General features: G+C 72.5%; 31 protein-coding genes. 16 read left to right on the top strand and 15 right to left on the bottom strand.

The genetic code is table 11. The features are described 5' to 3' along the window. Window positions 1-4 precede the first annotated feature (4 nt). The 6 genes from ACNQOV_RS05900 to ACNQOV_RS05925 all read right to left on the bottom strand — a co-directional run bounded on the left by ACNQOV_RS05900 (window position 5) and on the right by ACNQOV_RS05925 (window position 8,238). Window positions 5-676: a response regulator gene (locus tag ACNQOV_RS05900; protein ID WP_070416359.1), complete on the bottom strand. Its 672-nt coding sequence runs from the start codon at window positions 674-676 to the stop codon at window positions 5-7. A gap of 113 nt (window positions 677-789) precedes the next feature. Further along, window positions 790-2,112: a hypothetical protein gene (locus tag ACNQOV_RS05905; RefSeq protein WP_402263527.1), complete on the bottom strand. Its 1,323-nt coding sequence runs from the start codon at window positions 2,110-2,112 to the stop codon at window positions 790-792. Then, window positions 2,109-3,266, bottom strand: coding sequence for a sensor histidine kinase (locus tag ACNQOV_RS05910; protein ID WP_402263524.1), 1,158 nt, complete (start codon window positions 3,264-3,266; stop codon window positions 2,109-2,111). Before ACNQOV_RS05910 ends, ACNQOV_RS05905 begins: the two co-directional genes overlap by 4 nt. A 245-nt stretch (window positions 3,267-3,511) precedes the next feature. Beyond that, window positions 3,512-4,711, bottom strand: a complete 1,200-nt coding sequence (gene metX, locus ACNQOV_RS05915) for a homoserine O-acetyltransferase MetX (RefSeq protein WP_416393756.1) — start codon at window positions 4,709-4,711, stop codon at window positions 3,512-3,514. A gap of 295 nt (window positions 4,712-5,006) precedes the next feature. Next, window positions 5,007-6,338 carry a bifunctional o-acetylhomoserine/o-acetylserine sulfhydrylase gene (locus ACNQOV_RS05920; protein WP_031261155.1) on the bottom strand — a complete coding sequence of 444 codons (1,332 nt, stop codon included), beginning with the start codon at window positions 6,336-6,338 and terminating at the stop codon, window positions 5,007-5,009. Window positions 6,339-7,146: 808 nt separating this feature from the next. Continuing rightward, a complete protein-coding gene (locus ACNQOV_RS05925; protein WP_416393757.1) occupies window positions 7,147-8,238 on the bottom strand; it encodes an acyltransferase family protein in 1,092 nt (363 codons plus the stop codon). Window positions 8,239-8,320: 82 nt separating this feature from the next. Between ACNQOV_RS05925 and ACNQOV_RS05930 the strand changes: the two genes are divergently transcribed. From ACNQOV_RS05930 to ACNQOV_RS05950, 5 genes are all read left to right on the top strand, one after another. Beyond that, window positions 8,321-9,097 carry an SDR family oxidoreductase gene (locus ACNQOV_RS05930; RefSeq protein ID WP_416393758.1) on the top strand — a complete coding sequence of 259 codons (777 nt, stop codon included), beginning with the start codon at window positions 8,321-8,323 and terminating at the stop codon, window positions 9,095-9,097. Between the two features lie 65 nt (window positions 9,098-9,162). Continuing rightward, window positions 9,163-9,696 (top strand): phosphoribosyltransferase, encoded by a 534-nt coding sequence (locus ACNQOV_RS05935; protein WP_402263515.1) that lies wholly within the window; start codon window positions 9,163-9,165, stop codon window positions 9,694-9,696. Further along, window positions 9,693-10,412, top strand: a complete 720-nt coding sequence (locus tag ACNQOV_RS05940; protein ID WP_416393759.1) for a Type 1 glutamine amidotransferase-like domain-containing protein — start codon at window positions 9,693-9,695, stop codon at window positions 10,410-10,412. The genes ACNQOV_RS05935 and ACNQOV_RS05940 overlap by 4 nt, the downstream gene beginning before the upstream one ends. Window positions 10,413-10,466: 54 nt before the next feature. Then, entirely contained in the window at window positions 10,467-11,150 is a 684-nt protein-coding gene (locus ACNQOV_RS05945; protein WP_416393760.1) for a uracil-DNA glycosylase, read from the top strand. 10 nt (window positions 11,151-11,160) lie between these two features. Next, window positions 11,161-11,763 carry a GNAT family N-acetyltransferase gene (locus ACNQOV_RS05950; protein WP_402263506.1) on the top strand — a complete coding sequence of 201 codons (603 nt, stop codon included), beginning with the start codon at window positions 11,161-11,163 and terminating at the stop codon, window positions 11,761-11,763. 306 nt (window positions 11,764-12,069) lie between these two features. Here ACNQOV_RS05950 and ACNQOV_RS05955 read toward each other — a convergent pair whose 3' ends face one another. Next, window positions 12,070-12,768 (bottom strand): FadR/GntR family transcriptional regulator, encoded by a 699-nt coding sequence (locus tag ACNQOV_RS05955; protein WP_416393761.1) that lies wholly within the window; start codon window positions 12,766-12,768, stop codon window positions 12,070-12,072. A gap of 205 nt (window positions 12,769-12,973) precedes the next feature. Between ACNQOV_RS05955 and ACNQOV_RS05960 the strand changes: the two genes are divergently transcribed. The 3 genes from ACNQOV_RS05960 to ACNQOV_RS05970 are packed head-to-tail and all read left to right on the top strand — an operon-like array spanning window position 12,974 to window position 15,457. Further along, complete coding sequence (locus ACNQOV_RS05960; RefSeq protein WP_416393762.1) at window positions 12,974-14,530, top strand: GntP family permease; 1,557 nt, start codon at window positions 12,974-12,976, stop codon at window positions 14,528-14,530. 38 nt (window positions 14,531-14,568) lie between these two features. After that, a complete protein-coding gene (locus ACNQOV_RS05965) occupies window positions 14,569-15,048 on the top strand; it encodes a gluconokinase (RefSeq protein WP_402263842.1) in 480 nt (159 codons plus the stop codon). A 40-nt stretch (window positions 15,049-15,088) separates the two neighbouring features. Beyond that, window positions 15,089-15,457: a YciI family protein gene (locus tag ACNQOV_RS05970; RefSeq protein WP_416393763.1), complete on the top strand. Its 369-nt coding sequence runs from the start codon at window positions 15,089-15,091 to the stop codon at window positions 15,455-15,457. 42 nt (window positions 15,458-15,499) lie between these two features. On the opposite strand, the gene ACNQOV_RS05975 is transcribed toward ACNQOV_RS05970, so the two are convergent. Both ACNQOV_RS05975 and ACNQOV_RS05980 read right to left on the bottom strand, forming a co-directional pair. Beyond that, complete coding sequence (locus ACNQOV_RS05975; protein WP_416393764.1) at window positions 15,500-17,164, bottom strand: ABC-F family ATP-binding cassette domain-containing protein; 1,665 nt, start codon at window positions 17,162-17,164, stop codon at window positions 15,500-15,502. 105 nt (window positions 17,165-17,269) lie between these two features. Then, window positions 17,270-17,575: a putative quinol monooxygenase gene (locus tag ACNQOV_RS05980; RefSeq protein WP_416393766.1), complete on the bottom strand. Its 306-nt coding sequence runs from the start codon at window positions 17,573-17,575 to the stop codon at window positions 17,270-17,272. 173 nt (window positions 17,576-17,748) lie between these two features. Between ACNQOV_RS05980 and ACNQOV_RS05985 the strand changes: the two genes are divergently transcribed. Next, entirely contained in the window at window positions 17,749-18,309 is a 561-nt protein-coding gene (locus tag ACNQOV_RS05985) for an RNA polymerase sigma factor (protein WP_416393767.1), read from the top strand. After that, window positions 18,306-19,166 (top strand): hypothetical protein, encoded by an 861-nt coding sequence (locus tag ACNQOV_RS05990; protein ID WP_022908258.1) that lies wholly within the window; start codon window positions 18,306-18,308, stop codon window positions 19,164-19,166. Before ACNQOV_RS05985 ends, ACNQOV_RS05990 begins: the two co-directional genes overlap by 4 nt. A gap of 1 nt (window position 19,167) precedes the next feature. Here ACNQOV_RS05990 and ACNQOV_RS05995 read toward each other — a convergent pair whose 3' ends face one another. From ACNQOV_RS05995 to ACNQOV_RS06005, 3 genes are read right to left on the bottom strand one after another with little or no spacing between them, the layout of a single operon-like run. Beyond that, a complete protein-coding gene (locus ACNQOV_RS05995) occupies window positions 19,168-20,052 on the bottom strand; it encodes a biotin-dependent carboxyltransferase family protein (RefSeq protein ID WP_402263487.1) in 885 nt (294 codons plus the stop codon). After that, on the bottom strand, window positions 20,049-20,702 hold the full coding sequence (locus ACNQOV_RS06000) for a 5-oxoprolinase subunit B family protein (RefSeq protein WP_416393769.1): 654 nt from the start codon (window positions 20,700-20,702) through the stop codon (window positions 20,049-20,051). The genes ACNQOV_RS05995 and ACNQOV_RS06000 overlap by 4 nt, the downstream gene beginning before the upstream one ends. After that, entirely contained in the window at window positions 20,699-21,466 is a 768-nt protein-coding gene (locus tag ACNQOV_RS06005; RefSeq protein WP_416393770.1) for a LamB/YcsF family protein, read from the bottom strand. Before ACNQOV_RS06005 ends, ACNQOV_RS06000 begins: the two co-directional genes overlap by 4 nt. A gap of 39 nt (window positions 21,467-21,505) precedes the next feature. Here ACNQOV_RS06005 and ACNQOV_RS06010 point away from each other — a divergent pair, with 39 nt between their 5' ends. Genes ACNQOV_RS06010 through ACNQOV_RS06020 form a run of 3 tightly spaced genes read left to right on the top strand, consistent with a single transcriptional unit; the run spans window position 21,506 to window position 23,293 of the window. Then, window positions 21,506-21,943 (top strand): HIT family protein, encoded by a 438-nt coding sequence (locus ACNQOV_RS06010; protein WP_416393772.1) that lies wholly within the window; start codon window positions 21,506-21,508, stop codon window positions 21,941-21,943. 25 nt (window positions 21,944-21,968) lie between these two features. Then, window positions 21,969-22,268 carry a hypothetical protein gene (locus ACNQOV_RS06015; RefSeq protein WP_416393773.1) on the top strand — a complete coding sequence of 100 codons (300 nt, stop codon included), beginning with the start codon at window positions 21,969-21,971 and terminating at the stop codon, window positions 22,266-22,268. A gap of 2 nt (window positions 22,269-22,270) precedes the next feature. Continuing rightward, window positions 22,271-23,293, top strand: a complete 1,023-nt coding sequence (locus ACNQOV_RS06020) for a S66 family peptidase (protein WP_416393774.1) — start codon at window positions 22,271-22,273, stop codon at window positions 23,291-23,293. A 59-nt stretch (window positions 23,294-23,352) separates the two neighbouring features. Here the strand turns inward: ACNQOV_RS06020 and ACNQOV_RS06025 are convergent, their stop codons facing one another. After that, window positions 23,353-23,940 carry an acetyltransferase gene (locus tag ACNQOV_RS06025; protein WP_416393775.1) on the bottom strand — a complete coding sequence of 196 codons (588 nt, stop codon included), beginning with the start codon at window positions 23,938-23,940 and terminating at the stop codon, window positions 23,353-23,355. A gap of 62 nt (window positions 23,941-24,002) precedes the next feature. On the opposite strand from ACNQOV_RS06025, the gene ACNQOV_RS06030 reads away from it, so the two are divergent. Beyond that, window positions 24,003-24,443: a GNAT family N-acetyltransferase gene (locus ACNQOV_RS06030; protein WP_416393776.1), complete on the top strand. Its 441-nt coding sequence runs from the start codon at window positions 24,003-24,005 to the stop codon at window positions 24,441-24,443. A 79-nt stretch (window positions 24,444-24,522) separates the two neighbouring features. Then, complete coding sequence (locus ACNQOV_RS06035) at window positions 24,523-24,741, top strand: hypothetical protein (protein WP_416393777.1); 219 nt, start codon at window positions 24,523-24,525, stop codon at window positions 24,739-24,741. A gap of 53 nt (window positions 24,742-24,794) precedes the next feature. Here the strand turns inward: ACNQOV_RS06035 and ACNQOV_RS06040 are convergent, their stop codons facing one another. Continuing rightward, complete coding sequence (locus tag ACNQOV_RS06040; RefSeq protein ID WP_416393778.1) at window positions 24,795-25,016, bottom strand: hypothetical protein; 222 nt, start codon at window positions 25,014-25,016, stop codon at window positions 24,795-24,797. A 488-nt stretch (window positions 25,017-25,504) separates the two neighbouring features. After that, complete coding sequence (locus ACNQOV_RS06045; protein ID WP_416393779.1) at window positions 25,505-25,843, bottom strand: ASCH domain-containing protein; 339 nt, start codon at window positions 25,841-25,843, stop codon at window positions 25,505-25,507. Window positions 25,844-25,969: 126 nt separating this feature from the next. Here ACNQOV_RS06045 and ACNQOV_RS06050 point away from each other — a divergent pair, with 126 nt between their 5' ends. Then, on the top strand, window positions 25,970-26,545 hold the full coding sequence (locus ACNQOV_RS06050) for a uridine kinase family protein (protein WP_416393780.1): 576 nt from the start codon (window positions 25,970-25,972) through the stop codon (window positions 26,543-26,545). The last annotated feature ends 18 nt before the right edge of the window (window positions 26,546-26,563 follow it).

Below are 26,563 nucleotides of genomic sequence, written 5' to 3' on the forward strand. Positions count from 1 at the left end.
GGCGCTACAGGCCCAGCGGGCTGCCGTCCTGCACGATGATGCCGTCGGTGATCGCGCGCTTCCGGAGCGCGACCTTCGTGCCGACGTCGAAGCCGGCGACGCGGTACTTCTCGCGGATGCGCTTGAGGTAGCTCTTCGCGGTCTCCTCGGAGATGCCGAGCTGGTACGCCACGCTCTTCACGGGCTCGCCGCCGCCGTAGAGCGCCATCACGCGTCGCTCCTGCGCGCTGAGCTTCGGCACGCCACCGACGTCGCCACTGTTGATCGCCAGGTCGAGCTCGGCCGAGACGTACTGCTCGCCGCGCTGGGCGGAGCGGATGGCCTCGACGATCATCTCGGCGTCCTCGCTCTTCACAAGGTAGCCGAGGGCGCCGGAGGCGAGGGCCTCACGGACGACGTTCGGCTCCGAGTAGGTGCTCATCACGACGGTCTTGACGCCGGCGGTCTTGAGCGTCGAGATCTTCAGCGAGACCGGGATCGAGTCCTTGAGGTCGAGGTCCAGCAGGACGACGTCGACCGGGAACGCCGGGCTCGTGAGGAGCTCGGGCCAGGTCGTAACGGCGGCGACGAGCGTGATGTCGTCGGCTGCGTTCCGGATCCACTCGGTGAGCGCTCCGAGGAGCATCCTGTGGTCATCGACGAGTGCGAGTCGGATCGGTTCCTCTGGAGTCGCCATCGTGGCGTCCTTTCTCGGGGGCGGTCGTGGCTGATCCTAGGTGGACGGGCCACGTGGCACGGGCAGGCTGGTCAGGGTGTCCGGCAGTCGGGCCAGCCGGTTCCGTGCGACGACTACATCGACGGGTGCCGATCGACGACGCAGTGGGCGACGACGTGCAGGACACCGTCGCGGACGGAGTCCTGGTAGGGCCCGATCCGCTGCAGCGCGCTCCACGCGGTCGGTCCGAGCCGACGCCGGGGGACACCGCGGGACTCGAAGACGACCGGGACGTCCATGGTCTCGTCGGTGACGGGGTGACCGTCCGAGCCGACCGGGCCGAGGGTGACCGAGACCACGGGCGAACCGGCCTGGGTCTGCTTGCCGTCGCCGACCATCTGCCACAGCGTCTGCAGCAGGCCGTCCCGTTGCGCGGGGGAGAGATGGCCGGCGAGCGACTGCGGATCCGCGACGCTGACCGAGCGGCCGAGGTTGTCCGACTCCGTGATCGCGTGGTAGAGCCAGGTCTCGCGGCGCCCCTCGATGAGGTGCAGTCGCAGTTCGGTCGCGAGCGAGGCCGCGACGGACGCCGAGGCGTCGGAGAGCGGGAGCGGGTCGCTGCCGTTGGCGACGGCGTCGAGCAGCTTCTCGGCGGCGAGGTCGAGCCGGGCGAGCTCGTCCGACGCGAGCATCCCGACGGCGAACTGCGGCGCTCCGACGTTGCTCTGCACGAGCACCCGGTCGAGTTCGCGCTGCACGAGCTGCCGGAACCGGTGCACGACGAAGAGCGCGATCGACGGCGGGACGGTCACGAGTGCGACGGTCGACACGATCGCGGGCAGCGTGTCGCTCGTGATCGGGGTGGAGGCGACGGCCATCGCGACGAAGGCGAGGCCGAGCACGGCGATGGCGGCGGCGACCTCGCGGGCGGGGCGGAGCGTCGCGATGGGCAGCAGGGCGAAGCCGGCGGCGACGGAGGCCGACGCGGTGTGGGCGATGTCGTGCTCGGGCCAGATCCCGATGAAGTCGAGCGTCACGACGCAGCCGAGGACGACGCAGATGAGCACGAACGCCGGGCCGGTCAGTCGTTCGCCGTAGGTGAGCAGGCTCAGACCGACGCCGACCGCGGCGATGAGGTAGAGCGCCCACGCGGCGGCCGGCAGCCACGGGTTCGTGAACTCGGTCCAGCGGATGAGGAAGAAGACGATCCCCGCGACGGCCTCGATGCCGGTGAGGACGGCGGCGCCGAGCCCCAGGTACCCGGCGCCGAGCGAGGCACCGGGCTTGGCGGCCTGCCGCAGCGACCGGGCACCGGTCGAGGTGGAGGGAAGGCCGCGCGCCTGTCGACGTTCGCTGCCCCGGTACCGCTCCCGCGCCTCCCGTCGGGTCCGCGGAGCGGGCTGCACGGTCTCGCCGGGGAGTCCGGCGCTCATGGTGTCCTCGGGGATGCGGCTCATCGCGGTGCCTCCAGGACGACGGTGGTGCCGGAGCCCGGCGCGGAGAACAGCTTCGCGTCGCCGCCGACCTCGCGGAGGCGGTTGACGACGCTCTCCTTGAAGCCGAGGCGCTCGGCGCTGACGTGCGTGAGGTCGAAGCCGACGCCCGAGTCGGTGACCATCGCGCGGACCATCTCGTTGTCGTGCACGATCGTGACGTGCGCCTCGCCGACGCCGGCGTGCCGACGGACGTTCTCGAGGCACTCGCCGAGCGCGAGCAGGAAGGCGTCGAGCACGTTCGACGGCAGGAGGACCTGGCCGGTGCCGTGCCAGCTCACCTCGAGCCCCATGCGGCCGAAGCGCTGCTTGACCGACTCGAGCGTCTGCCCGAGCGGGGACTCCTCTTCGCGGGTGAGCGAGTAGTCCCCGGACTGCTGCGGCTGCGGCGTCGCGCCGAGCCGGAGGTGGCGGAGGAGGCGCGCATCCTCGGCTGCCTGCTCGCGCATCGCCTGCTCGGAGACGCCGACGCCGGAGTGCGCGAGGAGCGTCAGCGTGGCGAGCACGGTGTCGTGCAGGAGTCGGGCGCCCTGTCGACGCTGCGCCTCGGTCTCGCTGGCCTGCCGTTCGGCACGGTGCGCGGTGCCGATGCTGTAGATCCGTCGGGCGACACGCGGGATGCTCCGGGAGATCCAGATGGTCACGACCGTGATGAGGACCCAGCCGAGGAGCGCGCCGGTGACCGGGGCGGCGAGGATGCCGCCGCTCGCCCAGACGATGGCGACGACGACCACTGCTCCGGCGAGGATGGTCATCCCGAGTCCGACGGGGTTGCCGCGCTGCGACATCAACGGTGCCGAGATGCTGCCGGCGGCGAGGGGCATCACCGCCGAGGCGATCACCGGGCGTGCCACGTCGTCGACGCCGAGCAGCAGGAGTGCGAGGGCGCCGAGGCCGGAGGCCAGGATGAGCGCCGTCCACCACACCGAGGCGTTCCACCCGAGGACGAGGAACCCGGCGATCATGATCGCGATGCAGGCGAGGCCGCCGAGCAGCGGGACGACCGGGACCGCGAGGGCGCAGATGACCGCGACGACGGACACGAGGGCGCAGACGATGCCGACGACACGGGTCGTCGACCGGAGCAAGCGGTCGCGTTCCTGTGCGATGAAGTCCATCGGTGTCCTGGTCGTGGCGGTGGTGCGGAGGGAAGGCCGAGCCTGGTTCGGGCTGGGCACCACGCCATCATTCCACGCGCGACACCCGTTGGGGGGTGTTCGGCGCGCCCGGTCCGACCGGATGGTGCCGCGATTGTTATTGCGGATGCGATCAGAACGACACGCGAGGGTGCGCGGGCGGCGCGCGAGGGTGCGCGGGCGGCGCGGACGGGTGCGCGGGCGGCGCGCACCCCGTCGCCCGTCGTTCAGTCGAGCAGCCGCCGCAGGTGCGCGCCGACCGCTTCGTGCTCGATGAGGAACCCGTCGTGCCCGAACTCGCTCTCGATGACTGCCGCACGGTCACCGTCGAGGGCGTCCGGCACACCGGCCGCGATGCGGTGCTGGTCCTCGATCGGGAACAACCGGTCGCTCGACACCCCGACGACCAGCGTGCGGGCCGTCACCTGCGCGAGCGCCGCCGCGACACCGCCCCGCCCGGCACCGACGTCGTGCGAGTCCATCGCGTGCGTGAGGGTGACGTACGAGCTCGCGTCGAACCGCCGCGTGAACTTGTTCCCGTGGAAGTCGAGGTAGCTCTCGACCGAGAAGCGGCCGTCGTCGCCGAGCGGTGAGACGTCGCTCTGCCACGACCGGGCGAACCGGCCGTTCAACTCGTCCGAGGCCCGGTAGGTCATCAGCGCCATCCGCCGTGCGAGCGCGAGCCCACGGTGCGGCCCCTCGCCGGCGTCCGCCTCGTAGTAGTCGCCGCCGGCGAACGCGGGGTCCATCTGGATCGCGGCGCGCTGCAGCGAGTTCGCGGCGATCTGGTCGGCCGTCGTCTGCGCCGTGCTCGCCAGGACGGCGAGGCGCGCCACCCGCGACGGGTGCGTGACCGCGAACTCGAGCGCGTGCATGCCACCCATCGACCCGCCCACGACGGCGGCGAAGGTGTCGATGCCGAGCCGGTCCGCGAGCTGCGCCTGCACCGCGACCTGGTCGCGCACGGTGACGAACGGGAAGCGGGAGCCCCACTCGAGGCCATCCGGCGACACCGACGACGGTCCGGTCGTGCCCTGGCAGCCGCCGAGCATGTTCGGTGCGATGACGAACCAGCGGTCCGTGTCGATCGCGCGGCCCGGTCCGACGACGTCGCCCCACCAGCCGGCGGTGCGGTGTCCCGGTCCGGGAGCCCCGGCCACGTGCGAGTCGCCCGTCAACGCGTGGAAGACCAGGACCGCGTTGCCGCGGTCGGCGTCGAGGGTGCCCCAGGTCTCGTAGGCCACCCGCACGGCCGGGATGCGGCCGCCGCGGACCCACTGCTCGCCGATCGACGCGAAGTGTCGGGCACCGGGGTTGTCGCCCGGGCGCCAGGCGCCGGTGACCGGCGGCTTGCCGAGCGTGCCGAGTTCCGTTCCGGGCACGAGGGTGGACGGCACGGAGTCCTCGGGGGTCGTCTGCCAGTCCATCGGGTCCAGTCTGCCGGGAGGCGTGGTGCGAGCCGCCAGTGTTACGTCACGTCCGGCGCGTCGCGGGTCCAGGGCGGCGGGTCGCGGGTGCTTGCGGGCGTGCGTGCGGCGTCGTGCTGGTCGGGCGCCGAGTCGGAACGACTTCGTCGACGTCGTACGACATCGACGTTGTCGCTCCCGGGCGCACGCAAGTGTTGCGGGTGCAACGAACGACGTGGCCGTTGTCGTACGACAACGACCACGTCGTTCCGAGTCGCCCCGGCGAGGGCCCGGACAGCCCCCGCGCCCGGGGCCGCTACGCGCGCTGACCCTCCTGCGCGACCGAGCGGGCCGCGGCGAGCCCCGCCTCGAGGTCGGCCTTCAGGTCCTCGACGTTCTCGATCCCCACCGAGAGGCGCACCAGGCCGGGCGTGACCCCGGTGGTGAGCTGCTGCTCGGGCGTGAGCTGCGAGTGCGTGGTCGACGCCGGGTGGATCACCAGGGAGCGCACGTCGCCGATGTTCGCCAGGTGCGAGAACAGCTGCAAGTTGTCCACGAACGCCTTGCCCGCCGGCACGCCGCCCTTCAGCTCGAACGACAGCACCGCTCCGACGCCCTTCGGCGCGTAGCGGTTCGCCGCGGCGTACCACGGCGACGTCGGCAGCCCGGCGTAGGCGACGGTCGCGACGTCCGGGTGCCGGTCGAGCCACTCCGCGATCTCCTGCGCGTTCGACACGTGCCGCTCGATCCGGAGCGACAGCGTCTCGATGCCCTGCAGCAGCGCGAACGCGGTGTCCGCCGAGTTCGACGCACCGAGGTCGCGGAGCAGCTGCACCCGGGCCTTGACGATGTAGGCGAGCTCGTTGCCGACGGCCTCGGCGAAGACCGCGCCGTGGTACGAGGGGTCGGGAGTGTTGAACTCCGGGAACTTGTCCGGGTGCTGCGACCACGCGAACTTCCCGGAGTCGACGATGATCCCGCCGATGACCGTGCCGTGGCCGCCGAGGAACTTCGTCGCCGAGTGCACCACGATGTCCGCACCGTGCTCGAACGGACGGATGAGGTACGGGGTCGCGATCGTGTTGTCGACGATGAGCGGCACGCCGGACTCGTGGGCGACCTCGCTGACGCCGGTGATGTCCAGCACGTTGATCTTCGGGTTGCCGATCGTCTCGGCGAAGAAGAGCTTCGTGTTCGGTCGGACCGCCCGGCGCCACTCGTCGAGGTCGTCCTGGTCCTCGACGAAGGTCGTCTCGATGCCGAGCTTCGCGAGCGTGTACTTGAACAGGTTGTACGTGCCGCCGTAGATCGACGAGGAGGACACGATGTGGTCCCCGGCACCGGCGATGTTGAGCACAGCGTAGGTCTCGGCGGCCTGTCCGCTCGACACCAGAAGGGCACCGGAGCCGCCCTCGAGCGCCGCGATCCGCTGCTCCACGACGTCGTTCGTCGGGTTCATGATGCGCGAGTAGATGTTGCCCGGCTTGGCCAGGGCGAAGAGGTCACGTGCCTCGTCGGAGTTCGCGAAGACGTACGAGGTCGTCTTGTAGATCGGGGTCGCACGGGCACCCGTGGTCGGGTCGGGCTGCGCGCCGGCGTGGATCTGCGTGGTCTCGAAGCGCCACTGGGCGGCGTCGTTCTGGGTCATCTCGTGCTCCTGTCCGGTGGCGGTCAACGGGTCGTCGGGTCGTCCAGCGCTCGGCCCGGGAGGCGCGGCGCGGCTGTGCGTCGCCCGTCACGGTACGCAGGTGGTCGCGCTGGCACCAGCGCGCCCGCCTCGGGACGTAACGACCGCGGTCGAGGCGCCCCGCGCCTCCCGGCCGTCCCGCCCAGCCAGCCCCGCACCGTGCGAGGTTCGCGGGCTGGTGCCGCGGGCCTCGCCCCGCACTGCACCGTGCGAGCTTCGCCGGCTGGTGCTGCGGACTCCGCCCTGCACGGTGCGGGGTTCGCCAGCGGGTGCCGTGTTGGTGGCTCGGTGCGGCGCTGTTGCGTCGCTCCGAGCGTGGAACGTCGCACCGGGTGACGCCGTCCGCACGGTGCGGGGTTCGCCAGCGGGAGCCGTGTTGGTGGCTCGGTGCGGCGCTGTTGCGTCGCACCGGGCGTGGAACGTCGCACCGTGTGACGGAGTTCGCACGGTGCGTGCGCGGAGCAGGCCGCGCCGAGCGCGCAGCCCGACGGGAGATGGGCGAGCCGGCACGGTGCGAGGTTCGTCGCCGGGTGCGCTGGCGACGGCTGGGTGCGGGGTCCTAGCGGCGCACGCAGCGTGCAGCCTCGCACCAGGTGGCGGAGTCGGCACGGTGCGGGGTCCGCGCCGGTCCGCGCCGGTCCGCGCCGCACCCGCACCAGGTGCGGTGGCGACCGCTGGGTGCAGGGTCGTAGCGGCGCACGCAGCGTGCAGCCTCGCACCAGGTTGCGGAGTCCGCACGGTGCGGGGTCCGCGCCGGGCCGCGACCGCGCTACGCGGGGTCGCGGCGGAACAGCCAGCGCACGTTGGGCTCGAGCAGCCACCGCATCCCGCGCCGGACGAACGGCTGCGCGAGGAACAGGCTGACGGCGCAGGCGATCCCGACCATGAGCAGGACGTACGGCCACGCCGAGTGCTGGCCGGCGAGCACCCCGGACTCGCGGATCGGGTAGAGCACGAACGTGTGCAGCAGGTACACGTACATCGTCGCGGCGCCGAACTGGGTGATCCACACGTTCCGACGGGGCACGAGCAGCAGGAACGACGCGGTGAGGACGGTCGCGAGCAGCATCAGGCCGAACCGGACCCCGCCGGCCCACCAGGCGTCCTCGCCGAGACCCGAGTAGGAGTCGTCGTAGAAGAACCAGTGGTGCAGGTCGAACTGCTTGAACTGCGGGATCCAGATCGCACACGCCACCGCCCACGCGACGAACACCGCCCCGGCCGCGATGCGGATCCGGACCACCGTGCGTCGCGGGGCCTCGTACCAGCGGTCGAAGAGCCCCCACTGCTTCACCTGCCAGCCGAGCAGGAAGAACGGCAGGAGGCTGATCGCCCGGGACAGCGACAGCGTGGAGTCGACGTTGTCGAAGTAGCCCACGCCGATGCTGAACACGACGGCCCAGAACAGCGGCCAGCGCAGCTGCGCGAGGTACGGGAGGATCAGCTTGAAGATCCCGAGCGCGAGCAGGAACCAGAGGGTCCAGGTCGGCTGGGTCGGGTTGAACTTCTTGCCGCCCTCGACCAGGGCCTGCACCACGGTCCAGATCGTCTGCATGATGATGTACGGCACGACGATGTCCGTGATCGTCCGCCGCATGCGCTTCGCGGTCGGGGTGTCCGCGGAGGAGAAGTACCCGCTGATGACGCCGAACGCCGGCATGTGGAACGCGTAGATGAAGGTGTACAGCGCGAGGGCGTGCTCGCTCGCCGCCGTCTGCCGCTGGATCGCGTGGCCGATCACCACGAGCGTGACCGCGAGGAACCGCGCCGTGTCCCACATCGGGATACGACGCTTCGCGCGGCCGGGCTCGAGCTCGGTCGCGGGCGCCGAGGGCGCTGGAGGCGCGGCTTCCGTCGTCATGCCCGGTCACGTTACCGGATCGTGACCTCCTCGGATCGGTACGGTTGACGGGACACCCCCACCCCGTCCACGGAGGAAGCACATGGCATCTCGTCGCGCAGTCGTCACCGGAGCGAGCTCGGGCATCGGAGCCGCGACCGTCCGGCTGTTCCGCTCGCGCGGGTGGGACGTCCTCGCCGTCGCCCGGCGCGCCGAGAAGCTCGAGACGCTCGCCGCGTCGACCGGTGCCGACGTCCTCGTCGCGGACGTCACGAGCGCGTCCGACGTCGAGGCAGTCGCGGCGCGCGTCGAGGAGCTCGGGGGAGCGGACGTGCTCGTGAACAACGCCGGCGGCGCCCTCGGGTCCGCATCGGTCGAGGAGTCCGACGTCGACGACTGGCGCGCGATGTTCGAGGTGAACGTCCTCGGGACGAAGCGGGTCGTCTCGGCCCTGCTCCCGCACCTCCGTCGCCGCGCGGTCGACGCCGGGAGCGCCGACATCGTCACGGTGACGAGCACCGCCGGGCACGTGGCGTACGAGAACGGCGGCGGCTACAACGCCGCGAAGTTCGCCGAGCACGCCCTCGTGGCAGCGCTCCGGCTCGAGCTGAACGGCGAGCCCATCCGGGTGGTCGAGATCGCGCCCGGGCTGGTGAAGACCGACGAGTTCGCGCTGACCCGGTTCCGCGGCGACGCCGAGAAGGCCGCCGCCGTCTACGAGGACGTCCCGGACCCGCTCGTGGCCGAGGACGTCGCCGAGGCGATCGTGCACGCGGTGGAACTGCCCCCGCACGTGAACCTCGACCTCGTGACGGTCCGGCCGGTGGCCCAGTCCGCCCAGCACAAGCTCGCGCGCGGCACGCTGACGCCCCGGGCCTGACCCGCACGCGCCCGGGCAGCACACGCGGGTCGCGGGCGCGGGGTCCGTGCCGGTACCGTTGTCGGATGCCGATCAGCAGCGAATCCGGGTCACCCGCCCAGGCTCCCTCGACCGTGACCGCGACGAGCGGGCCCGAGGTGCTCGGCTGGCTCGAGTTCGGTGACGCCGCACGCCTGCTCGCCAAGGACGTCCTGTCCTCCGGCTTCGAACCCGAGGTGGTCGTCGCGGTCGCCCGCGGTGGGCTCATCATCGCCGGTGCGGTCGCCTACGCGCTGGGCACCAAGGAGTGCGGCTCGATCAACGTCGAGTTCTACACCGATGTCGAGCAGCGCCTCGAGGAGCCGGTGATCCTGTCGCCCGCGCTCGACGCCCCGAGCCTGTCCGGCAAGCGCGTCCTCGTCGTCGACGACGTCTCGGACTCCGGCCGCACCCTGCGCCTCGTCGTGGACATCATCCGGAACGCCGGGGCCGACGTCCGCAGCGCGTGCCTGTACTCGAAGCCCGGCACGGTGCTCGAACCGGACCACGTGTGGCGTCGGGTCGACGGCTGGATCACCTTCCCGTGGAGCGCCCTCGCCCCGGTGACGGCCGAGTCGTGAGCGTCCACCTCGTCGGCGGCGGACCCTTCGCCGCCTCGGACGCCGCCGCGCCGTTCGTCGCCGAGGCCACGGCCCGGTCCGCAGCCGTCGGCCGCACCGTTCCGCGCATCGCCCTGCTCTCGGTCGCCGCGACGTCGGGTGCGAGCCCGTCCTCGACCGCCGACATCGCCGAGGTGCTCGGCGGCCCGCGCACGGCCGAGGTCCTCGTGACCGAGATCGCCAGTGGCCAGGTGTTCGACACCACGGTCCTGAGCGACGTCGACGCCCTGGTGGTCGGCGGCGGGGTCACGCCGGACTACCTCGATGCCGTCGCGCCGCTCGTCGACCAGATCCGCCTGCTCGTCGCCGACGGCCTGCCGTACCTCGGCTACTCGGCCGGCGCGATGATCGCCGCCGACCGCGCCCTCGTGGGCGGCTGGCGCATCGGCGGGGTCGAGGTCTGCCCCGAGGAGGCATCCGAGGGACTCGACGAGGTCGAGCTCCGCGAGGGCCTCGGACTCGTCGACCTGACCATCGACGTGCACGCTGTCCAGGCCGGCACGCTCGCCCGGCTCATCGCGAGCGCCGAGGCCGAGTTCGTCACCGCCGGGCTGGCGATCGACGAGGACACCACACTCGTCGTCGGTGAGGGGGCGCTCGAGGTCCGCGGGACGGGCAGCGTCTGGCGCGTCGTCGCCGGCGAGGAATCGGTCGCCGTCGCCACGATGGGCGCCTAGCCGTGACGAACCCGAACCCGGACCGTCGCCTCGCCGTGACGGGCGCCTAGCCCCGTGCAGCCCCGTCCGCTCGCCGACCTCGTCGACCCCGGCTGGGCCGAGGCCCTCGCCCCCGTCGAGGACGACGTCCACCGGATGGGCGACTGGCTCCGCGCCGAGACCGCCGCCGGCCGGCAGTACCTCCCCGCAGGCGAGCACGTCCTCCGCGCGTTCGCCGACCCGTTCGACGACGTGCGGGTGCTCGTCGTCGGCCAGGACCCGTACCCGACGCCAGGGCACCCGATCGGCCTGTCCTTCGCGGTCGACCCGCACGTGCGCCCGGTCCCGCGCAGCCTGGCCAACATCTACCGCGAACTCGAGGCCGACCTCGGTGTGACGCCGCCGCCGCACGGGGACCTCCGCGCGTGGTCGGCGCAGGGCGTCCTGCTGCTCAACCGCGTCCTGACCGTCGAGGCCGGCGCCGCCGGCAGCCACCGCGGCAAGGGCTGGGAGGCCGTCACCGACCAGGCCGTCCGCGCCCTCGTGGCCCGCGGGACTCCGCTCGTCGCGGTGCTGTGGGGTGCACAGGCCGCATCGGTCCGACCGCTCCTCGGCGACACCCCCGTCGTCGCCTCGGCGCACCCGAGCCCGCTCAGCGCCTCGCGGGGCTTCTTCGGTAGCCGCCCCTTCTCGCAGGTGAACGAGCTCCTGGTCGCGCAGGGCGCCGCACCGGTCGACTGGACCCTGCCCGCCGAATAGGCTCGGACCCGTGCTCGAGGAGGAATACCAGCGACGGCGGGTCCTGCCGCGACACCTGCGTGCCCCGGTGCCGGCCGAAGCCGCGTTCACGTACACGATCCGTGCGGCCGAGCCGACGGACCTCCCCGACGTCCGCGAGATCCACACGCACTACGTCCGGAACTCCTCGGTCACCTTCGACCCGACGGCGTTCACGTTCGCGGCGTGGAAGCGCCGGTACGACGAGATCCGCCGCCGCGGGCTGCCGTTCCTCGTCGCCGAGAACCCCTCCGGGCAGGTGCTCGGGTACGCGCTCGTCGACCCGTGGAACCCCCGCGACCGCTCGAACCGGGTCGTCGAGGACTCGATCTACCTCGGTGCGGCATCCGGCGGGAAGGGGCTCGGCCGGGCACTCATGGAGGCGCTGATCGACGAGTGCCGCTCCGCCGGCGTGCGCGAGATCGTCGCGGTCATCGCCGACCGGCAGGCCGAGGCGTCGATCCGCCTGCACGAGCGCCTCGGCTTCGAGGAGGTCGGCCGCATGGGCAAGGTCGGCTACAAGTACGACCGGTGGCTCGGCACCGTGACGATGCGGCTGCGCCTGCGCGGTCCGCGCCTGTTCGCGCGCAAGTAGCGAACGCGTCAGGGACGGGGTGGGGTCGAGGTCGCACGATCGGCCGCGTCCGGCGTGGGCTCGCGGCGCGTCGCGCGACCTGGGCGGAGCACGCGCGGCGTGTCCTGTGACCCGGCCACGGTCGGACGGGAGGCGCGGGACGGCGCCGCACCGCGCCTCCCGTCCGTCGGCCGGTCGCGTCCCGGCCCCGCGAGGTCGCGCGATATGCCGCTCCCGTCGCACGCACGCGGCGTGTCCCGCGACCTCGCCGACCCGCCTGCGGCGTGTCGTGCAACCTCGCCGACCCGCCTGCCGAAGCGTACGGCGTCAGGCCTGCGGCGCCTCGGCGATGAACTCGTCGCGCGTCACCCGCACCAGCTCGCCCGCCGCGGCCGATGCGCTCGCCGCGTCACCGGCGACGAGCGCCAGCCCGACGGCCTCGTGCCTGGCCGCCGCGTCGCGAGTCCAGCGCGTGATGGTGTCGCGCGACTCCGATGTGCGGGTCCGGAGGAGCGCCTCCACGGTCCCGGCGAAGTGCGTGAACACGGCGTTCCCCGAACCGGTCAGGAGCGCCCGGTGGAAGCGGACGTCGGCCTCGAGGTAGGCGCGGCTGTCCTCCCGGCCGCAGGCGGCGGTCATGTCGGTGGCGGCGGCGAGCACCGCGGCAGCCCCTGGTGTCCCGGCCGTCAGCGTCGCGGCGACGGGCTCCACGCCGAGGCGCAGCTCGAGGAGTTCGCGCTGCTGGACGAAGTACGACGGCGAGGCCCCGCGCCACCGGATGACGGTCGGTGCGAGCAGCTCCCACGAGCCGATGCCGAGCACCTGCGTGCCGACCCGTTGCCGGGGTTCGACGAGCCCGAGGGACTGCAGGACGCGGAGCGCCTCGCGGACGACCGACCGCGACACGCCGAACTCGCCGGCGACGAGCTCGGGCCGGACCACGGTGCCGGCGGCGAGCGTGCCGTCGACGATGCGCTGCCCGAGGGTCTCGAGCACGTGGGCGTGCAGTCCGCGGCCGGTCGGCATCGTTCCTCCATGCAGTACGCGGCACGCAGTGGACGTGACGCGCTCCCCATCGAATCGGCAGACTGCCCCGGAGGGCGGATGCCGCGCGGTGGATCGTCGTATAGTCTGATTAATCAGATTATTCGCGGTCGGCGTGCGAAGCACCCGCCGCACTCGACACGAAGGCGACGGAGCCGCACGGCAGCGGCTCCAGGAAGGGGCACCGATGCCTCACGCTCTCCTGGCCGATCCGGCCACGGCCCACGCGGTCGCGGCCCACGCGGTCACCGTCCTGGCGGCGGAACCAGCCGGCACCGAAGCGGTCGACCCGTCGGGGCCGGTCGCGCAGCTGATCATCGCGGCGGTCATCGGCATCGTCGTGATCATCGCCCTCATCACCTGGCTCAAGGTGCACCCGTTCATCGCGTTGACGATCGGTGCGCTCGGCGTCGGGATCGGCGCGGGACTCGCCCCGGACAAGGCCGTCACGAGCTTCGGCAACGGGTTCGGCGCGACGATGACGAGCGTCGGCATCCTCGTCGGCCTCGGCTCGATGTTCGGCAAGATGCTCGTCGACTCCGGCGCGGCGGACCGTGTCGTCGACACCCTCGTGCGCCGGTCGTCGAAGGCGGCGCTTCCGTGGACGATGGCCCTGATCGGAGCGCTCATCGGGTTGCCGATGTTCTTCGAGGTCGGCCTCGTCCTCCTCATCCCGATCATCGTGCTCGTGGCGAAGCGCAGCTCCGTCCCGATCATGAAGATCGCCGTGCCCGCACTCGTCGGTCTCTCGACGATGCACGCGTTCGTCCCGCCGCACCCCGGCCCGCTCGTCGCGATCTCGACGGTCGGCGCGAACCTCGGCACGACGCTCGCGTTCGGCATCGTGCTCGCGATCCCGGTCATCGTCCTCGCCGGTCCGGTCTTCGCGCGGTTCGCGGCGCGCTGGGTCGACATCCCCGCACCGGACATGTTCGGCACGCGTGGGTCGGCATCCGGCCCGGACGACCCCGCCTCCGGCGGACGGGAGGCGCGGCGCGGCCCCGCCACGCAGGACACCGCCTCCCTGCCCCACGGCAAGAGCGACTTCACCCGCGTCATCAGCGAGCCGCGCAGCCCGTCCTTCGCGGTCGCGCTCGTCGGCATCCTGCTTCCCGTCGTCCTGATGCTCGCGCAGGCGATCCGCGAAGCCACCGTCCCGGACGCCTCGGGCTCGTGGGTCAGCCTGCTCGACTTCCTCGGGTCGCCGATGATCGCCATCGGGATCGCCGCGGTCTACGCGATGGTCTTCTTCGCGATCGGCGGCGGCATGGACCGCTCGGCCGTGTCGAAGTCCCTCGAGAGCGCACTGCCCCCGGTCGCGGGCGTCCTCCTCATCGTCGGTGCCGGCGGTGGCTTCAAGCAGGTCCTCATCGACACCGGCATCGGCGGGGTGATCGCCGACGCCGTGAAGGACTCCGGCATCTCGGTGCTGCTCGTCGCGTGGGTGGTGTCCGCGCTCGTGCGCGTCGCCACAGGTTCGGCCACGGTCGCCACCGTCACGGCCGCGGGCATCATGGCGCCGATCGCGCACGACCTGTCCTCGCCGATGACCTCGCTGCTCGTGCTCGCGATCGGTGCCGGATCGGTGTTCCTGTCGCACGTGAACGACGCCGGGTTCTGGCTCGTGAAGGGGTACCTCAACACCACGGTGGGGCAGACCTTCAAGACCTGGACGATGCTCGAGTGCCTCATCTCGGTGTTCGGTCTTCTGGGCGTCCTGCTCGCGGGGGTGTTCATCCATTGACCGCCGACACCGCACCCGACGCACGCGTCCTCGTCGTGATGGGCGTCTCAGGATCCGGCAAGTCGACCGTCGCCGCGATGGTCGCCGAACAGCTCGGGTGGGAGTTCGCCGAGGGCGACGCCATGCACCCGCAGGCGAACGTCGACAAGATGCACGCCGGGACCCCGCTCACCGACGAGGACCGCTGGCCGTGGCTCGACGTGATCGCGGCGTGGATCCGGTCACACCTCGACGAGGGGACCCCCGGCGTGGTGACCTGTTCGGCGCTCAAGCGCTCCTACCGCGACGTCCTCCGAGCGCCCGGTGTGGTGTTCGTGCACGTCGCCGGCGACGGGGCGCTCATCGAGGACCGGATGTCGAAGCGTTCCGGCCACTTCATGCCGACGTCGCTGCTGCAGTCGCAGCTCGCCACGCTCGAGGTCCCCGGTGACGACGAGGCGCACATCACCGTCGCCGCCGACCGCACCCCGGACGAGGAGAGCGCCGAGGTCATCGAGCGGCTGGGCCTTCGTCGCTGACCTCCGGGCGCCCGTCCTGACCACGGTGTAGGCCGGGGGCATGCCGCACTTCGTCGTCCTCATCCACGGTGGCCCGGGCGAGGCGTCCTCCGAAGAGCTCGCCGCCCACGACCGGCACGCCTCGGAGCTCATCGACTCCGGCGTGCTCGTCGCGGCCTTCGCCTTCGGTCCTGCCGCCGAGTCGGTGCGGATCGACGGTGACGGCCCGTCGAGCGGTCCCGGGGTGACGGCCGCGCTCGACGGCATCGGGGTCATCGAGGCGCCGGACCCGGACGCCGCCGTCGCGATCGCCCGGCGGAACCCCGCCACCGAGCAGGGCGGCTTCGTCGAGGTACGCCCGGTGGCCGGTTCGTGGACGCGGGGCGGCGGAGCGACCGCGGGCTCCGCGCCCGGCGTACCGACGCCCTGACCCCGACCGGCGGCACCGACGGCGAGTCCGTGCGGCGGTCGGTCAGGCCTCGGTGACGCGGCCGGCCTCGACCCGCCACTGCCGGTCGAGGCGGACGGTCTCGAGCATCCGGCGGTCGTGCGTGACGAGGAGCAGGGTGCCGTCGTACGAGTCGAGCGCCTGTTCGAGCTGCTCGATCGCGGCGAGGTCGAGGTGGTTGGTGGGTTCGTCGAGCACGAGGACGTTCACGCCGCGGGCCTGCAGCAGTGCGAGGCCGGCGCGGGTCCGCTCGCCGGGGGACAGCGCGTTCGCGGGACGACCGACGTGGTCCGCCTTGAGCCCGAACTTCGCGAGCAGGGTCCGGACGTCCGCCGTCGTGAACTCGGGCACGATCGCCTCGAACGCGTCGGCCAGGGGCTGCTCGCCCGTGAAGGCCGCGCGTGCCTGGTCGATCTCGCCGACCGCGACGCTGGACCCGAGGGACGCCGTGCCGGTCGTGGGCGCCTGCTTGCCGAGCAGTGCGCGGAGCAGCGTGGACTTGCCGGCGCCGTTCGGTCCGGTGATGCCGATGCGGTCACCGCCGTCGACCTGCAGCGAGACCGGGCCGAGCGTGAAGTCGCCCTGCACGAACGTCGCGTCGGACAGCGTGGCGACGACCGCCGAGGACCGGGGCGCGCTGCCGATCGTGAACTCGAGCTGCCACTCCTTGCGCGGCTCCTCGACCTCGTCCAGCCGGGCGATGCGCGACTCCATCTGACGGACCTTCTGCGCCTGCTTCTCGCTCGACTCGGAGGCAGCACGACGACGGATCTTGTCGTTGTCGGGGTTCTTGCGCATCGCGTTCCGGACGCCCTGGCTCGACCACTCGCGCTGTGTGCGGGCGCGGGAGACGAGGTCCGCCTTGGTGGACGCGAACTCCTCGTAGGCGTCGCGCCTGTGCTGGCGGGCGATCTCGCGTTCCTCGAGGTACGAGTCGTAGCCACCGCCGAAGAGCCGGTTCGAGGACTGCGCGAGGTCGAGCTCGAGGACGGCGGTCACCGAGCGCGCCAGGAACTCGCGGTCGTGGCTGACGAGGACGACCCCGCCTCGGAGGCCGCGCACGAAGCCCTCGAGCCGGTCGAGGCCGTCCAGGTCGAGGTCGTTCGTCGGCTCGTCGAGCAGCACGATGTCGAACCGCGAGAGCAGCAGGGCGGCGAGGCCGACGCGGGCGGCCTGCCCGCCGGACAGCGCGGTCATCAGCGAGTCCGGCCCGACACCGTCCTCGTCGGCGCCGACGGCCAGGCCGAGGTCGGCGAGCACGACGGGGATGCGGTCGTCGAGGTCGGCTGCACCCGCCGCGAGCCAGCGGTCGAGCGCCGCCGAGTAGGCGTCCGCCGCGGCGTCCCCGGCGCCGGGATCGCCGAGCGCGGCAGCGGCGGCGTCCATCGTCGCGGTCGCCTCGGCGCAGCCGGTCCGTCGGGCGATGTACGCGGCGACGGTCTCGCCGGGGACGCGTTCGTGCTCCTGCGGCAGGAAGCCGACGAACGCGTCGGTCGGCGCGAGCGACACACTGCCGGCGAGCGGTTCGTCCACCCCGGCGAGCAGGCGCAGCAGGGTGGACTTGCCGGCGCCGTTCACCCCGACGACGCCGATGACGTCACCGGGGGCGACGGTCAGGTCGAGGGCGTCGAAGAGCGTGCGTGCGGCGTACCCGCCGGAGAGTCCCTTGGCGACGAGCGTGGCGGTCATGCCCCAATCGTCCCATCCCCGGGCACGGCCGGGGGACCGCCCTCCCCGGGCACGGCCGGGGGACCGCCCTCCCCGGGGACGACCGGGGGACCTCCCGCCCCGGGGTCAGTCGAGCGTGATGGTCCGGTCGAACGTCCGGGTGACCGGCGGCGCGGCGACGACGGCGGCGAGGGCGTTGGCCGCACCCTCGGCGGTGCCGCGCCACGCGACGTAGGCGTCGTGGTCCGCAGACGTCGTCCACCGTTCGAGGACGACCACGCGCGACGCGTCGGCGTCGTCGACGAGGACCTCGAGCGACTCGTTGCCGGCGAACGCGGCGGTCTGGGCGAGGGTCTCGCGGATCGCGGCCTCGACGGTCTCGGTGGGGACGTCGGTCCGGAGCTGGACCTCGAGCAGGACGGTCATCGACATGGTGCACCTCTCTCGTCGTCGCCGGAGCGACTCGGGGTCGCCGGGGCGACACGTCGCCGCCACGTGCGACCACGCCCGTGCTGCAACCGGTCGGCGGTCCGGTGTGTTCCGGACTCGTCCACGGTCGGTGCGGCGGGGTGGAACCGATCCGGCCGTCCCGGACACTGCAGGGTATGGACAGCGGGGACTGGGCGATGGCGCTCGAGGGTGACGGCGAGGCGTTCGGGCGGGTGTTCGACCGGCACCGCCACCGGGTGCAGCGACACTGCGTGCGACTCGTGCCGGTCGACACGGACGCGGCCGACACGGTCGCGATCGTGTTCCTCGAGGCCTGGCGGAACCGGGCTCGGGTGCGGCTCGTCGACGGGTCGCTGCTGCCGTGGCTCCTCGTCACCGCGACGAACGTCGCCCGCAACCAGACCCGTGCGGCCCGGCGGTACCGGGCCGCCCTCGACCGGTTGCCACCGCCCGAGCCCGTCGCCGACCACGCGGACCGGGATGACGACGGGGACGCCGTCCGTGCCCTCCGCACGCTCGGGCACCGCGACCAGCAGGTCCTCACGCTGTCGGTCCTCGAGGGCTACAGCGAGCGGGAGATCGCCGCGGCGCTCGGCATCGCGCCGGGGACCGTGAAGTCGCGCCTCTCCCGGGCGCGCACCCGCCTCGCCGCCGCACTCGGCGCGAGCGCACCCACCACCCGACCGGCCGTCGAACGGAACGGAGCACGATCATGAGCACCTCCACGGACAGGGAGCCGGGCGACCGCGACCGGGCACTGCGGGCGCTGCTCGTCGACACCGTCGAGCACACGCCCCGGCGGCGTCGACGGTGGCGGGCGGCGACGATCGCGGGAGCGGTGGTGTGCGTCCTCGGCGGAGCTGCCGCCGGTGGAGCGATCACCGCGGCGGCGAGTCCGGACCCCGCCGCTCTCGAGGCCCAGAGCCAGGCCGCGACGGTCGTCGGCGGGTCGGGCGCGACGTACCTGCGGGTCGTCGGCAGCCCGGTCGGGCGGGTCGGGTCGTCGGACGAGACGATCACGGTCGGACGCGCGCCCGCCCGCGCCGACACGTTCACCTGGGTCGCCACGTGTCGCACCGGGAGCGGCGAGATCACCGAGCGCGGGTCCGGTGTCACCGGGGGCAGCGCGTCGTGCGCCGCCGGGTCGCACGTCACGGGCTCGTACGCATCGTCGGAGATCGCCGGCCACCGGATCCGGCTCAGCGTGGACGGGGACCTCGGGTGGACGCTGTCGTACGGCTGGCTGCGCACGCCCCCGATGCCCGCGGCGAGCGCGGCGCAGGACCAGGCGACCGAGGACGGCGTCGTCACCCGGAGCGAGTACCTCGCGGCGTTCGACCGGCTGCAGGGGTGCATGACCGCACGGGGGGAGTCGCTCGGCCGGATCCCGAGGTCGTCGTTGTTCGTGGCGCCGGTGGCCCACGACGCGTACGTGCTCGACTGGTGCAGCGCGTCGGAGTGGTCCGCGGTCGACGTCCTCTGGCAGAACGAGCACCCCGCCCCGGCGTCGGACGACGGCTCGTGGGGGGTGCAGCCGTACGACCCGGCGGCCGATCCGGAGTACGCCGGCTGAGTCAGTCGAGGACGCGGAACCGGATCGCGTCGCCCGGCCGGAGCTGGGCGGCGCGGTCCACCGACGCGGGGGTGAGCACCGCGACGACGGGGTAGCCGCCCGTGACGGGGTGGTCGGCGAGGAACAGGACGGGGTGGCCCGCCGGCGGGACCTGGAGCGATCCGGTCTCGACGCCCTCGCTCGGCAGCTCGCCGGGGACACGGCGCACGAGCGGTCGGGCAGCGGTGGTCCGCACGCCGACCCGGTCGCTGTCCGGGGTGACCTGGTGGAGCTGGTCGACGAGGACCGCACGCCACGCCGGGGTGAACCAGTCGTCCCGGGGACCAGCGGTGACGTCGAGGACGACCGCCTCGCCCGGAGCGGGCCAGCGCGGCGGTGCGACGGCGTCGACGAGCGGCCAGGCGCTGGCGGCATCCCCGATCGGCAGGACGTCCCCGGTCGTGACCGGCGGGGGACCGAGGTGTGCGAGCGAGTCCCACGAGCGGCTGCCGAGCACGGGATCGACGGCGAGGCCTCCGCGGACCGCGAGGTACGTGCGCAGCCCGGACGTGGCGGCCCCCACCCGGAGCACGTCGCCGGGTGCGAGGGCGACGATCTCGAAGCAGGCGGCGCCGCGCACCCGACCGTCCGCCCGCTCGACCGTCACCGGGCAGGGTGCGCCGGTCAGCGCCGCGACCACGTGCGCGTCCGAGCGGAGCGTGACGGAGCCGAGCAGCGCCTCCAGGACCGCCGCCTCGGGACGGTTGCCGACCAGCCGGTTGGCGAGTGCGGCTGCACCGCGGTCGGCGACGCCGGACGCCCCGAGTCCCGCGTCGCTGAACCCGGGGCGGCCGAGGTCCTGCGTCGACGTCCCGGGTCCGACCTGCAGGACGGTGAGGCCGCTCATGCGCGGGAGACCTCGACGAACCGGATCCGCGTGCCGGCCGGTGCGAGCGCGGGTGGCTCGCGATCCAGTGACCACATCGGGACGTCGGTGCGGCCGATGAGCTGCCAGCCGCCCGGGGAGGCACGCGGGTAGACGGCGCTGAACTCCCCGGCGAGCGCGACGCTGCCGGCGGGCACCGCGGTCCGGGCGGTGGTGCGCCGCGGCAGGTCGAGTGACGGTGCCGTCCCGGTCAGGTAGCTGAAGCCGGGGGCGAAGCCGCAGAACGCGCTCGTCCAGACCTGGCCGGTGTGCCAGGCGACGAGCCCGTCCCGCGTGGTGCGGACCATGGTGGCGACGGTGTCGAGGTCCTCGCCGTCGTAGGTGACGGGGATCGTGGTCACCGCGCCGAGGTCGGCTCGGGTGGGCAGGACGGGTTCGACGGCCTGGAGGCGCGGTGCGAGCCGCGTGGGATCGGTGCGTTCCGGGTCGAAGCGGACGAGCAGCGTGCGCGCGCCCGAGACGAGCTCGGTCACGCCCGGCACGGGCGCGGCCTCGATTCCGGCGCGGAACGCGGTGACCTCGGCGAGCGTGTCGAAGGTGACGAGCACCGCACGGGTGCCCGCGCGGCGCACCTCCGGGATCGGTCCGGCGTGCGCGACCGGCGCGCTCACGGTGTCGGGGCGAACGGGGTGGTCGCGACCCCGTGGCGGTCCAGGATCGAGCGGATGGCCCTGGCCATCGCGACGGCGTCGGGGGAGTCGCCGTGCACGCACACCGAGTCCGCCCGGACCGGCACGACCGAGCCGTCCACGGCGACGACGGTCCCGTCGGTGATCATCCGGAGCACCCGCTCGGCGACCGTCGCCGGGTCGTGCAGGACCGCACCCGGGCGGCTGCGCGCCACGAGGGACCCGTCGGGTTCGTACGCCCGGTCGGCGAAGACCTCGGAAATCGCGCGGAGCCCGTGCGCGGTCGCCGCGCGGAGGAGCTCGGAGTCCGGCAGGGCCAGGACCGCGAGGGTCGGGTCGACGTCGCGCGTCGCCCGGACGACGACGTCGGCCTGCACCGGGTCGGCGCAGGCGGTGTTGTAGAGGGCGCCGTGCGGCTTCACGTACGTGACCGTCGTGCCGGCCACGCGCGCCGTCGCGAGCAGGGCGCCGAGCTGGTGGACGACGTCGGCGTACAGCGCCTCCGGCGTGACGTCGACCGCGCGCCGGCCGAAGCCGACGAGGTCCCGGTACGCCACATGGGCCCCCACCGCGACACCCCGCTCGGCGGCCAGGCGGCAGGTGTCGAGCATGATCGCGGGGTCGCCGGCGTGGAACCCGCAGGCGACGTTCGCCGACGACACCACGTCGAGCATCGCCCGGTCGTCGCCCATCGTCCAGGCGCCGAAGCCCTCGCCGAGGTCGCTGTTGAGGTCGATCGTCGTCACGCTGTCAACCTACATTCGGTCGATCGCTACGCTCGGCGGATGACGGCCGATCACTCGTGCGACTTCTGTGCCCACCTCGCCGCGGACTCGTTCGACGTCGTCGTGCGGGGCGACCTCGTCGTCGCCGTCCTCGACAGCCACCCGATCAACCCTGGCCACGTGCTCGTGCTGCCGATCCGGCACGCGCCGGACCTCGCCGCGCTCGACGACGATGAGGTCGTCGAGCTGGCCCTCGTCGCCCAGCGCGCCGATCGCGCACTGCGCCAGGTGCTCGGCACGGCCGTCGAGGGGACGAACCTCGTGATGTCGAACGGCGCCGCGGCCGACCAGGGCGTGCCGCACGCGCACCTGCACGTCATCCCGCGCGCCTCCGGGGACGGGTACGAGTTCCACGAGGACATGAGCCGGTACCCGGTGGCGCCGCTCGACCCCGCGGACCGCGCGGCGATCGCGGCGCACATGCGCGGCGGGCGCTGATCCGGCGGCACCGTATCCTGCGACGGTGGAAACGACACAGCCGTCCGGCACGACCAAGCGCCGCGTGGAACTCCGGATCACCCGCCCGATGCTCACCTGGTTCGCCCGACCGACCGTGACCATCGACGGCGTCGGCCACCCCGCGCAGTGGGGGACCGGGACGTGGGCTGTCCCGGACGAGGGCGGCACGCGGATCGGGGTCTACCTGTACAACCGCGTGTGGCGGTTCGGGACGGCCACCAGGACCGTGACCGCGGCCGACGTCTCGCTCGTCTACCGGTCCGGTCCGCTGCCGGTCGGCGCCGGTCGCCTGGACGCCGCCTGAGCATGGCGGGCATCACCTACCCGAGGCCCCTGGTCGCCGGCGGGCGCGTCGAGGTGCCGGCCCCCTCGATGGGCGTCTCCGAGCACCTGCACGGCCGGCTGCAGGACGGCGTGGACGCGCTGACGGCACGGGGACTCACCGTGCACGTGCGGCCGCACGCCACCACCCCGGGGCTCGTCCCCGCCGCTGCTGCCGAGCGTGTGGCCGACCTGCACGACGCGTTCCGGACCGCCGACGCGGTCCTCCCGCCCTGGGGCGGGGAACTCGCCGTCGAGCTCGTCGCGTCGATCGACTGGCACACCCTCGCCGCCTCGCGTGCCTGGTTCGTCGGCTGGTCGGACATCTCCACGCTGCTCCTGCCCATGACCACGATGACCGGCCTCGCGACGCTGCACGGTGCGAACCTGATGGACGAGCCCTACGAGCTCCCCGCCGAGTTCGCGCGCTGGACCGACGTGGCAGCGCTCCCGCCGGGCGGGACGATCGAGCAACGCAGTGCCCCGCGTCGCCGGAGCCGCCCGTGGGGAGCCTGGGCCGACGAGGCCCTCGACCGCGACGGCGCCTACGACACCCCGACCAGGTGGCGTGCCCTCGACGGCGCGTCCGAGGTCGCGATCCGCGGACGCCTCATCGGCGGGTGCCTCGAGACGGTGTCGCTGCTCGCCGGCACCCCGTACGGCGACGTGCCCGGCTTCGCGCGGCAGTTCGCGCCCGAGGGCACGATCGTGTACCTCGAGGTCGCGGAGTCGAACGCCGTCAGTGCGCTCCGGATGCTCACAGCGCTGCGGCTCGCCGGATGGTTCGACGACGCGAACGGCCTCCTCATCGGCCGTACCGAAGGCGCAGCGGTGCCCCGGCTGGACCAGGACGAGGCCGTGCGGCGAGCACTCGGTGACCTCGGCATCCCGGTGGTGCTCGACTTCGACACCGGCCACCAGCCGCCGCAGCTGCCGCTGGTGAACGGCGCGCTCGCCGACGTCGTACTGGACGGGCCAGGCGGCAGCATCACCCAGCGGCTGGTCTGACGGACGGGAGGCGCGGTGCGGGCCCGACCCGCGCCTCCCGTCCGGCGGTGCGCACGTCCTCACCGCGGGCGCGGCTCGAGCGTCACCCACTCCTCGTCGCGGACGTAGCCGAGGGCGGCGTTCGCCGCCGCGATCGCGGTGTTCTCCGCCGATCCGCCGGTGCGGAACCGGGTCGTGCCCGCGTCCGCCAACGCGAGCACCGACGCAGCCTTGACCGCCTGTCCGAGCCCGTCGCCGCGCAGCCCGGGGTGGACGACCGTGAAGTCGGTCTCAGCGTGGGGCCCGTCCGTGTCGACGAAGGTCATCGCGACGAGTTCACCGTCCGGCGTGACCGTTCCGAACGCCGGCCTCGACGTCGTCGGGGTCGCTGTCCTGTGGTCGAGCGGGGTGTGCTGGGTCGCGACGCCGCCGGGGTAGTCGTGGGCCGTCTGGGCGTCGAGCCGCAGGACCGCGTCGACGTCGTCCGGGCCGAGCGCCCGCGTCGTCCCGGTGCCAGCGGTGCGGTCCACGAGTGACTGCAGCCGCTGCCGGTCGATCCGGTCGACGTCGAGCTGCGCGCCGAACGACCGGGCGGTGACGCGCCACCCCTGCGCTTCGAGTTCCGCGACTTCCGGCGCGTCCGCTGGCAACACCTTCGTTTCCCCCACGGCCCGATCCTCGCACGTCCGATCTGGCAGCGGTCGTCCGCACGCCGGTCCGTGATGACGCAGTGGCGCAGACGACTCCGTCGTGGAAGCTCGGGACGATGCACCACGACGACGTGACCCTGACCTGGCGCTCGCACATCGGCGACGACGAGATCGTGGACCTCACCGCGGCACACGGAGGCGCGCCCGAACCCGGTTGGTGGGATCGGGTCCGCCCGCACTCGCTCGGCTGGGTCGCGGGCCGGGACCCGCACGGGGTTCTGGTCGGGTTCGTCAACGTCGCGTGGGACGGCGCGGACCACGCGTTCCTCATCGACACGAAGACGCATCCGTCCCGTCAGCGCCAGGGCCTCGGGACCGCGGTCGTCCGCTCCGCGGTGGAAGCGGTCCGCGCTTCGGGCTGCGAGTGGTTGTTCGTCGACTACGGAGAGGACATGGTGCCGTTCTACGAGGGGGCCTGCGGCTTCGTCCCCACCCGCGCCGGTCTCGTGCATCTGCGATGATCCGCGATCGCGGTCGTCGAGGAGAACCCCGTTGCTCGCGTCGCGATCAGGTCCGCCTCTCACCCGGCATACTCGTTTCGTGGAGTTCTCGTGGTGGACGTGGTGGGGCTTCATGATCATCATGCTGGCGGGGCTCGGGTTGATGGGGCGTGCTGCAGTCATCGCGATCCGCCGAGACGGGATCGGCCGGGCGAGGGCGGAGCGTGGGACCAGTGCTCCGTGGTTCTGGTCCGGGATCGGCGTGCTGCTCGTCGCGGGCCTCCTGCTGATCCCGTGGGTCATCGCACTCGACAGCTGACTGCTCGGACACCCGACCTGGCTCGGTGGGCGCTTCTCAGAGGAGGCGCTCCTTCAATCACGAAGGATGTGCACGAGCAGCGTCACTGCCACCACCACACCGCCGACCACGAAGCCGCACCCGATGAACCTCGTCAACTCCGGGGTGAACTGACCTCCCCAGAACTCGCCTTGCACCTTCCGGGAGAACCGTTCGATCGGTTCGGGGAAGATGACCAGGACACTGCCCCAAGCAAGGCAGACCACGGCCGCCAGGCCGATCCAGAGAGCACTCACCAAGCGGACGCTACGCGCTCAGTCGTCGCGCGAGCGGATCGGTCGCCGAAAGTGCTGGAGTCAGATGCTCGGCGAGCCACTACCGCTCGCCCGAACGGTGAGCGCTCGCGCAACGACGGTCACGACGACCTCCAGCCCGGACAGGTGTCCGCCGACAAGACCTGGAACGACTGCTCGCTGAGTGGCTGTATGCCCCACGCGAGCCCGCCCAAGGCGCATCTTCCCGGTACGGGTGCGCCCTGCCCGCAGCACGGCGAGGGTGGCTGTCCGTTCGAGCCGGGCCGGTCCGTAGGCGTCACTTCGCTGCGGGCGATGTCGGAGGTCATCGACGGCGGGGTCGCCGACCCGTGCGCCAGCGGACCTGTCAGCGATCGGTCGCCAGCAGGCGTGGACGGCCTCGACTGGTGATCCCGCTCTGGTTGATCTTCGGGAGCAGTTCGGCAGCCGAACGCCTCCACGCGGTACGTTGCGGCCGTGCAGGTCGTCGGTTACTGAGACGTCTCGACAGCGAGCTGGGCGACCTCGACGACGGCATCGGACGGCATGTCCGGGTAGTAGTTCTCGCGGAGCTGCTGTGCGAAGCGCTCCATGTCGGTCTCCGGAGGCTGGTGGGCTTGTTCGGCAGTGAGGGCGTCGAGCCGGTACCGGCGAACGGCGATCACGACGCCGGGGACTGGTCTTGCCGTCGGGTGGTCGTCGAAGATGAACACGGCTGCTCCCACCGGTACGTCCTCGTTCCACCGAACGGTGGTGATCTTCTCGCCGGACATGACCGCTTCGTAGTGCTTGCGATGGAAGTGGATCGTGTTGGGCGCTCCGCTGACCATGCACCTACTCTGCCGCAGCGGCACCCGTCGGCGATCCCTCGACGAACAGTCCGAGGCGTGCTCCGTCCGACCGGCCATCGCGCACCGAGACGACTTCAGAGCGAGGGCTCCTTGTAGCCTCGGCAGATGAACCAGGGCGACGTCTTCGAACAAATCGTCGAGAGGGAGGGGGTCGTGGAACATCCGATCGTCGTCGGTATCTCCGGTTTCTGCGGCTCGGGCAAATCGACGCTCGCCCGCGGGTTGGTCGCGGCACTCCCCGATGCCGTGCGGCTGCGTGGCGACGATTTCCTGGATCCCGCTCGATCGCACCGTCGTTCCTCAGACTGGGACGGAGTGGAGCGTGACCGCCTGGTCTCGACGGTGCTGGAACCCTTTCGCGAGAGACGCACCGGCCACTTCCAGCGGTATGACTGGGCTCAGCGAGCCCTCGGTCCTGCGGAACCTCTTCCGCACGCGAAGACCCTCATTGTCGACCTCATCGGTCTTTTCCACCCAAGAGTTCTGCCTGCCCTCGACGTGACCATCTGGTGCGATGTCGACCTCCGGACGGCCGCCCGCCGCGGTATCGCCCGCGACCGGAGGCTCGGCCGCAATCATGAAGCTCTCTGGCGCGACATCTGGCTGCCGAACGAACGGGACTACGTGCAGGGTTTCACTCCCCGCGACGCTGCCGACCTGCTCTACACAACGTCTCGATAGCCGATGGTCGAAGCGACG

It is taken from the genome of Curtobacterium sp. LFS084, from assembly GCF_047977705.1.
Classification (GTDB): Bacteria; Actinomycetota; Actinomycetes; order Actinomycetales; family Microbacteriaceae; genus Curtobacterium.